Source organism: Parolsenella sp. (assembly GCF_982402205.1).
The window spans coordinates 1-6,992 of sequence record NZ_CEVYAT010000083.1; the positions used below are offsets into that span (position 1 = coordinate 1).

Sequence of the window (6,992 nt, forward strand, 5' to 3'; positions counted from 1 at the left end):
TGCCACGGCCGCGGCGCCGCGCTCGTAGGCGGCCGTGGCATCCGCGCCCTCGCGGCTCACCACCCGCCCGCCCACGATCTCCGCGGGCGGACGCGGGCACGGGAGGCCACCGTCCATCTCGGGGCAGACGCCCACCACGCGCCCGCCATCCGCGCGCACGCCGGCGGCGAGGGCGGCCACGCACAAAGAAGGGCGAGCGCCGCCATCATAGCGGCAGTGCTCGCCCAACAGGCATCTGCTGACGATGAGGTCCACGACTAGGCGCCAAGCGTGGCGATTTGAATCGACGCGCCGGTCAGGATGCCGTTCACGTAGTTGGTCCACTCGCTGCTCGAGGTCTGGGAGGCCTGGGCGTACTTCTGGTAGGCCACCGAGTAGGCCATCTGCGCCTGCGCGTAGGTGGCGGCGTCGGGCGTCCAGGACTCGTCCTTGAGGGCGTTGTAGTACTCGCCGTCGGTGCGCGCCCAGGTGTTGTTGGCGCTGTCCCACTCGTCACCGAGCAGGCCCACAATGTAGGCGCCGTAGGTGGCGTTGGCGCTGTCCTGGTCATTGTCGGCCGGTGCGTCGGGCGCAGTGGGGGCGGTGGGCGTGTCGGAGCTGCAGACCTTGTCCTTGAGCTTGTACATCATCGCGCTCTGACGGATGACCTCCTTGGCCTGATCCTCGGACAGGCCGTACTGCGAGGCGATCTGCGAGATGTCGGAGACGCCCAGGATCTGCTCGGCGTAGCTCGACAGCTCGTCGTCGGAGACCGTGATGCCCTCGTCAGCGGCCACCTGCTCGAGAATCTTGTTGCGGGCCACGGCGAGCGCGGAGTCGGCGTTGGGCAGCGTGTAGTTGCCGTCGTCGTCCTTCACCGCGTCGAGCGAGGTCTGCGACTCGATGGCGTCGCGCACGGTGACGCTCTCGGTCTTGCCCTTGTAGGTGTAGGTGGCGATCACCTGGTCGAGGTCGCCCTCGGCAACGCTCGTCTTGCCCGCGAAGGCCGCAGACAGGCCCGAGCCGCCCAGGACGAAGTGGCCGAGCAGGACGCCCACCACCAGGGCGATGACGACGGCCACCGCCACGACCGGCATCCCGAGCGCCTTGGGCGCACCCGCCGCCTTGCTCGACTCTGCGTTGGCACCGTGCTTTGCTGCCATGTGAAGCTCCCACCTCATCAAGCGGCCGGGCGCTCGCGCGTCCGGCCTCACGTTCCCTTATATGGTTCCAGTCTACCCCGCCGCCACCTACGAGAGACGCGCGACCGCCTCGGCAACGGCAGCTCCATAGGCACGCGTGCCCGCGGCGCCGTCGAACGAGCCGGTGAGCGAGCGGCGGATGTCCGCCGTGACCTGCTTGCCCGCCGCGAGCACCTCGCGCACGGCGGTGCGAATGTTGGCGGCGGCCGCGCCCTCGCCCAGGTGGTCGAGCATCATCGCGGCCGACAGGATCATGGCCGTGGGGTTGGCGATGTCCTTGCCCGCGATGTCGGGGGCGCTGCCATGGGTGGCCTCGAAAATCGCCTGGTTGGCGCCGATGTTGGAGCCGGGCGCCAGGCCCAGGCCGCCCACCAGGCCCGCGCACAGGTCGCTCACAATGTCACCGTAGAGGTTGGGCAGCACGAGCACGTCGAAGTCCTCGGGGTGCTGCACGAGGCCCATGCACGTGGCGTCGACGATTCTTGCGTCGAACTCAATCTCGGGGTAGTCGGCGGCGACGCGCTCGGCGGTGTGCAGGAACAGGCCGTCGGTGCACTTCATGATGTTGGCCTTGTGCACCGCGGTGACCTTGTGGCGGCCGTTGGCGCGCGCATAGTCGAAGGCGTAGCGCACGATGCGCTCCGACCCGCTCACGCTGATGGGCTTGAGCGAGATGGCGGAGTCGGGCTTGATGATGCCCGCGCCCGCCGCCTCGACCGTCGCCATGATCTGGCGGGCGCCATCCGTGCCCTCGTCGAACTCGATGCCGGCGTAGAGGTCCTCGGTGTTCTCGCGCACGATCACGAGGTCGACGTCGTCGTAGCGGCTGCCGTCGCCGGGCATCGAGAGGCAGGGGCGCACGCAGGCGTAGAGGTCGAAGGCGCGGCGCAGGGCCACGTTAACGCTGCGGAAGCCCGAGCCCACCGGCGTGGTGACGGGGCCCTTGATGGCGGTGCCCGTCTCGCGCACAGAGTCGAGGACGCGTTCGGGAAGGGGCGTGCCCTCCCGCTCCATCACCGCGGCACCGGCCGTCTGGACGTGCCAGTCTATGCGCACGCCCGTCGCGGCGACGACCTCGCGCATGGCATCCGAGATCTCGGGGCCAATGCCGTCTCCCGGGATGAGCGTTACCTGGTGGGCCATAGTGCTACCTCCTGTGCTCGATGTGGTGAGGCGATTGTACGCATACGGCGCCCGACCGCACAACTCGGGTCGGGCGCCGTGACACGTTCGAAACGTGCAGCTAGCCTACTTGTCGGCCGTCTCGCCCTTGGCGGCGGCGATGACGGACTGCGAACAGGTCTTGATGTAGCCGCGGCCGTTCTCGGCATCGAAGGTCAGGCGCGAGACGAGCGCCTCCTTGACCTCGTCGCTGGCGGCGCCGGCGGCAAAGTCGACGAGCGAGTCGAGCATGGCACGGTAGCCCGGGTCGCCGTGGAAGCACTGGATGGCCTCATCGAGCAGCGGCCAGACCTTGTCGGACTTCTCGGGCGAGGTGGCGCCCAGGCTCGCGAGCATACGGAAGGCCTCGATGCGCACGCGGCTCGAGTTCTCGTCGAACAGCGACGTCTCCGCACCCTCGTAGGCCTTCTCGACGAGGTCGGGGTGGGTCTCGGCGAGCTTGCAGAGAGCGCCCAGGGCCTCCCAGCGGGTCTGTGCCTCGGGGCGGAACAGCGCGTCGATGAGGGCGTCGACAATGTTGTCGACGTCGGCCTCGATCTTCTCGGGCTGCTCGTAGGCCATGGTCGCCAGCGTCGAGGCGGCCTCCTGGCGCATGCGGCGCACCGGTCCGCTCAGCTCGTCGATGAGGCGGTCGGTCTCGCTGATGAGACCCTCGCCGAGCTTGCGGCGCGTGGGCTGGTTCTCTTCTGCCATGCAACTACTCCCTTATTCGTTGAACCCAAGGACGTTGTAACCGCCCTTGGTCTTGTTGATCTTGATGAGCTTGAGGCTCGAGGCTTCCTCGAGCAGCTTCGAGAAGCGGCTGTAGCCGTAGGTGCTCTCCGAGAACTGCGGCTGCTTGCGCACCATCGCCTGCTTGAGGGCCGAGGCCTGGATGGGGCCGTCCTGGTCGCGCTGCATCGAGTCGACGGTTCCCAGGAGCAGCTTGTAGCAGCCCTGCTTGCCCTTGGGCACCACCTTGCGGTAGGCCGGGAGCACCCCGGGCTGGCCATCGGCGCCGTCCTTGCCCTCGGCCTCCTCGACGGGCCGCACGATGTCCTCGTAGAACATGAACTCGTCGCACACGTCCACGAGCAGGTTGCTCGTGCTCTCGCGCCTGCCCACGCCAATCACGGTCTTGTCGTACTCGCGCAGCTTCGCCACGACGGGCGAGAAGTCCGAGTCGCCCGACAGAATCGCGAAGGTGTCGATGTGGCTCTTGGTGAGGCACATCTCCACCGCGTCGACCGCAAGGCGGATGTCGGCCGAGTTCTTGCCCGTGCTCGCGCGGTCCGGGATCTCGATGAGCTCGATGCCCAGCTCGTGCAGCGGCGTCACGTCGGCGGCGTAGCGCTGCCAGTCGCAGTAGGCACGGCGCACGGTGATGCGGCCCTTGTCGGCGAGGCGCTCCATGATGCTCTTGACGTCGATGGGGCTGGCCTTGCCGGGAGCCTTGGCGTGAACGCCGCGAAAGGCCAGGTTCTCGTAGTCGATGAGCACGGCGATGGTCCGCGGTGCAGCTCCCAGATGCTTGGCTGCCGACATGCTACCTACCACCCTTCCCGTGTCCCTTGGCGTCGTCGGAGACACTGATGAGCTCGGGCTCGGCCTCGCCGGTCTTGGCACGCCTGGCCGCGGCGCGGCGCATGCGGGCGCGCTCACGGTCGCGCTTGCGGGCGGCGGGCGTCATGAGGCGGTCGACGAACTTCCACGGCCCCACGCTCTCGCCGTAGCCAAACTTGAGGCCCGCGACGGCGCCGGCCACCGCGCCAAAGGCGAAGGTGCCCAGCACCACGTAGCCAAACGCCCACACGAGCATGAACAGCAGAGACCCCGCGAGCACCGCCACGAGGTTGGCCATGCCGTACTGGGCCGCGCCCTCGCAGCGCGCACCCGCCTCGTCGCCTACGTGAAAGCCAACGACGATGCCAAAGACCGCGAACAGCAGGCTCACGACCGTGATTGCGAATCCGTCACTCACGAGCTACTCCTCGTGGCCGCAACCGCAGTCGGAGCCCTCGCCGTGGCCACCGCAGCAGCATTCGTGGTCGTTGCCGTGCTCGTGGCCGTGGCCGCCGCAGCACTCGTGGCCATCGTCGTGTCCGTGGCCGCCGCAGCAGCCGTCGCCGTGGCCGCCGCAGCACTCGTGGCCCTCGCCGTGCTCGTGGCCGCAGCCGCAGCCCTCGCCCTCGGGGGCGTACTGACTCACGTCGAGCTTGCCCCAGTCGAGGCCGGCAGCGGCGGCGTCGGCTTGCTCGGCGTACAGCAGGCTGATGGCCTGGGTGCCCAGGCGCGCGCCACCAATCTGGCAGAGCATGTCATAGAGCGTGAAGGCCGTCTCGGCACCCGGCAGGGTGATCTGCAGGTCTTCGGACTGCTCGAGCGCAAGGCCCAGGTCCTTGCGAAAGTGCTCGACGAGGAAGCCCGGCTTGTAGTCACCTTCGAGCGCCTTGGGGCCAAGGCCGGCAAGGGCGCGCGAGCCGCCCATGCCGCCGCCCACCATCTCGAGCATCTTGGCCACGTCGATGCCGCCCTGCGTGGCGAGGGCCAGGGCGTCGGCCATGCCCACCATGCAGCCGGCGAGCGACACCTGGTTGCAGAGCTTGGCCGTCTGGCCGGCGCCGGCCGAGCCAAAGTAGAAGATCTTGGACGAGAAGGTCTCGAGCAGCGCGACAATCGGGGCGGCGTCGGCCTCCTCGCAGCCCATGATGAGCGTGAGGGTGCCGTCGATGGCGCCCTGCTCGCCACCCGTCACCGGGCAGTCGACGGCGTGTTTGTCCTCAACCTCGGCCGCGTCGTGGATGTCGCGGGCGAGCTGGGCCGAGGAGGTCGTGAGGTCGACGAGCCAGGCACCCGTCTTGGCGGCGCGGATGAGGCCGTCGCTGGCGAGGTAGACGTCCTCGACGTCGGAGGGGTAGCCGAGCATCGTGAAGATGACGTCGGCGCCCTTGGCGGCCTCGGCGGGGCTGTTTGCCCAGATGGCGCCGCGCTCGATGAGGCCGGCAGTCTTCTCCTTGGTGCGGTTGTAGACCGTGAGCTCGTAGCCGGCGTCCATGAGGTGGCCGGCGATGGGCGCGCCCATGATGCCGGTGCCGATGAAGGCGACCTTGAGACTGGCGGTGGTGGTCATGCGTTTCCCTTCTTCATGCGTGCGGCGCCGCGGACGGGGATGTCCGCGGCGCGCTGATCAGACGATGTGTGCGGCTACTTGTTGCCGCGGACGCGCTTGGCGATGCGGTCGGTGAACGAGAGCGATTCCCTGCGGTCCTTGCCCCAGAAGGCGCAGGCGACCATGCCCGGTCCCACGTGGGCGCCGATGACCGGGCTCACCGAGCTGTGGATGATGGGGATGTCGGCGCAGCCCGGCTCCTTGCGGATCTGGTCCTCAAGCCACTTGGCGTCCTTCTCGGCGTCGGAGCTCACGATGCCGATGGGCATGTGGGTCACCACGCCCTCGGTGCCGATGTAGTTCTCCTTGAAGTCCGAGATGATGGCGCGCAGGGCCTTCTTGCGGCCGCGGCACATGCCGCGCAGCGTGAGGGCACCGTTGAGGTCGTATGACAGCTCGGGCTTGATGTCGAGCTTGCCGCCCACCTGGGCAGCCGCGGGCGGGATGCGGCCGCCGCGGGCCAGGGCGTCGAAGCTCTCGAGCGTGAAATAGCCCTGGATGTAGTAGCGGGCCTCCTCCACCCAGTCGACGAGCTCGCGGGCCGTGAGGCCGTTGCCCACCTGGCGCACGGCCTCGATGGCGAGCAGCTCGGCGGCGGCAGACGGGCACAGGTTGTCGACGACGTAGAGCTCGTAGCCCGGGTGCGCCTCGCGCACCATCTCGGCCGCCTGGCGCGCCGCGTCGACGCTTGAGGACAGGCCGCGGGTAAAGGCGAGGTAGACCGCGGGCACCCCCGAGGCGGCCGCGCGCTCGAACACCTCGAGGTAGTGTCCCGGGGTGACGGCGGCGGTGGTGGCATGCTCGCCGTTCCTCATACGCTCGTAGAACTCGTGCGGCGTCATCGACTTCCACAGGTCGTCCGCGTGCTCGCCGTCGTTCATGACGAACGAGAAGTGCACGACCTCGACGCCGAGGGCGCGGGCGACCTCGGGGGCGAAGTCGGCGCACGAGTCGACGATGATGCGGCACTGGCCGTCGCGGCGATAGCTCGCGCCCGCCTGGGCGACCATCGGGTCGTTGGCGGGCACGTTGGCTTCGCATGCGACGGCCGCGGGCTCGGCAGAACCCGCGGCCTGGATGTTAGGGTTTTCGCTGGTATCGCTAGTCATCTGGCTCCTCGATCTTGGGCTTGATGATTCCGTACCCGCCATTCTTGCGGCGGTAGACCACGTTCACGAGGCCGGTGGCGGCGTTCGTGAACACATAGAAGTCGTGTCCGATGAGGTCGGTCTGGACGAGCGCCTCCTCCTCGGTCATGGGCGGCAGGTCGATGACCTTCTCGCGCACAAGCACGTCGTCCTCGGACTCCTCGTCGGCCGCGGGCTCGATGAGGCTCGCGAGGTCGGCGGCGGTGGGCTCGACGGGCAGTCCCTGGGAGCGCTGGCGACGGTCGATGATGCGCGTCTTGAACTTGCGCACCTGGCGCGTGACCTTGCCGGCCGCGATGTCGATGGCGGCGTACATGTCGGGGTCTGCCGAGA

9 protein-coding genes are annotated in these 6,992 nt (G+C 68.6%); all 9 read right to left on the reverse strand.

Features of this window, described 5'->3' with window-relative positions:
- Positions 1-255 (reverse strand): 2-thiouracil desulfurase family protein (locus AC1VTH_RS05475; RefSeq protein ID WP_481335136.1); only part of this gene is annotated, 255 nt, incomplete at its 3' end.
- Positions 256-257: 2 nt separating this feature from the next.
- Positions 258-1,142, reverse strand: coding sequence for a hypothetical protein (locus AC1VTH_RS05480; protein WP_481335137.1), 885 nt, complete (start codon positions 1,140-1,142; stop codon positions 258-260).
- 87 nt (positions 1,143-1,229) lie between these two features.
- Complete coding sequence (locus AC1VTH_RS05485; RefSeq protein WP_481335138.1) at positions 1,230-2,324, reverse strand: isocitrate/isopropylmalate dehydrogenase family protein; 1,095 nt, start codon at positions 2,322-2,324, stop codon at positions 1,230-1,232.
- Positions 2,325-2,429: 105 nt separating this feature from the next.
- Positions 2,430-3,056 (reverse strand): HEAT repeat domain-containing protein, encoded by a 627-nt coding sequence (locus AC1VTH_RS05490; protein WP_293824684.1) that lies wholly within the window; start codon positions 3,054-3,056, stop codon positions 2,430-2,432.
- Positions 3,057-3,068: 12 nt separating this feature from the next.
- Positions 3,069-3,887, reverse strand: a complete 819-nt coding sequence (locus AC1VTH_RS05495; RefSeq protein WP_481335140.1) for an NYN domain-containing protein — start codon at positions 3,885-3,887, stop codon at positions 3,069-3,071.
- A 1-nt stretch (position 3,888) separates the two neighbouring features.
- Positions 3,889-4,323 (reverse strand): hypothetical protein, encoded by a 435-nt coding sequence (locus AC1VTH_RS05500; RefSeq protein ID WP_293674129.1) that lies wholly within the window; start codon positions 4,321-4,323, stop codon positions 3,889-3,891.
- A 3-nt stretch (positions 4,324-4,326) separates the two neighbouring features.
- Complete coding sequence (locus AC1VTH_RS05505) at positions 4,327-5,472, reverse strand: NAD(P)-dependent oxidoreductase (RefSeq protein ID WP_481335142.1); 1,146 nt, start codon at positions 5,470-5,472, stop codon at positions 4,327-4,329.
- Between the two features lie 74 nt (positions 5,473-5,546).
- A complete protein-coding gene (locus AC1VTH_RS05510; protein ID WP_301830357.1) occupies positions 5,547-6,521 on the reverse strand; it encodes a DegV family protein in 975 nt (324 codons plus the stop codon).
- Between the two features lie 91 nt (positions 6,522-6,612).
- Positions 6,613-6,992: ribosome hibernation promotion factor (locus tag AC1VTH_RS05515; RefSeq protein WP_481335144.1), on the reverse strand; the 380-nt coding region annotated here is incomplete at its 5' end.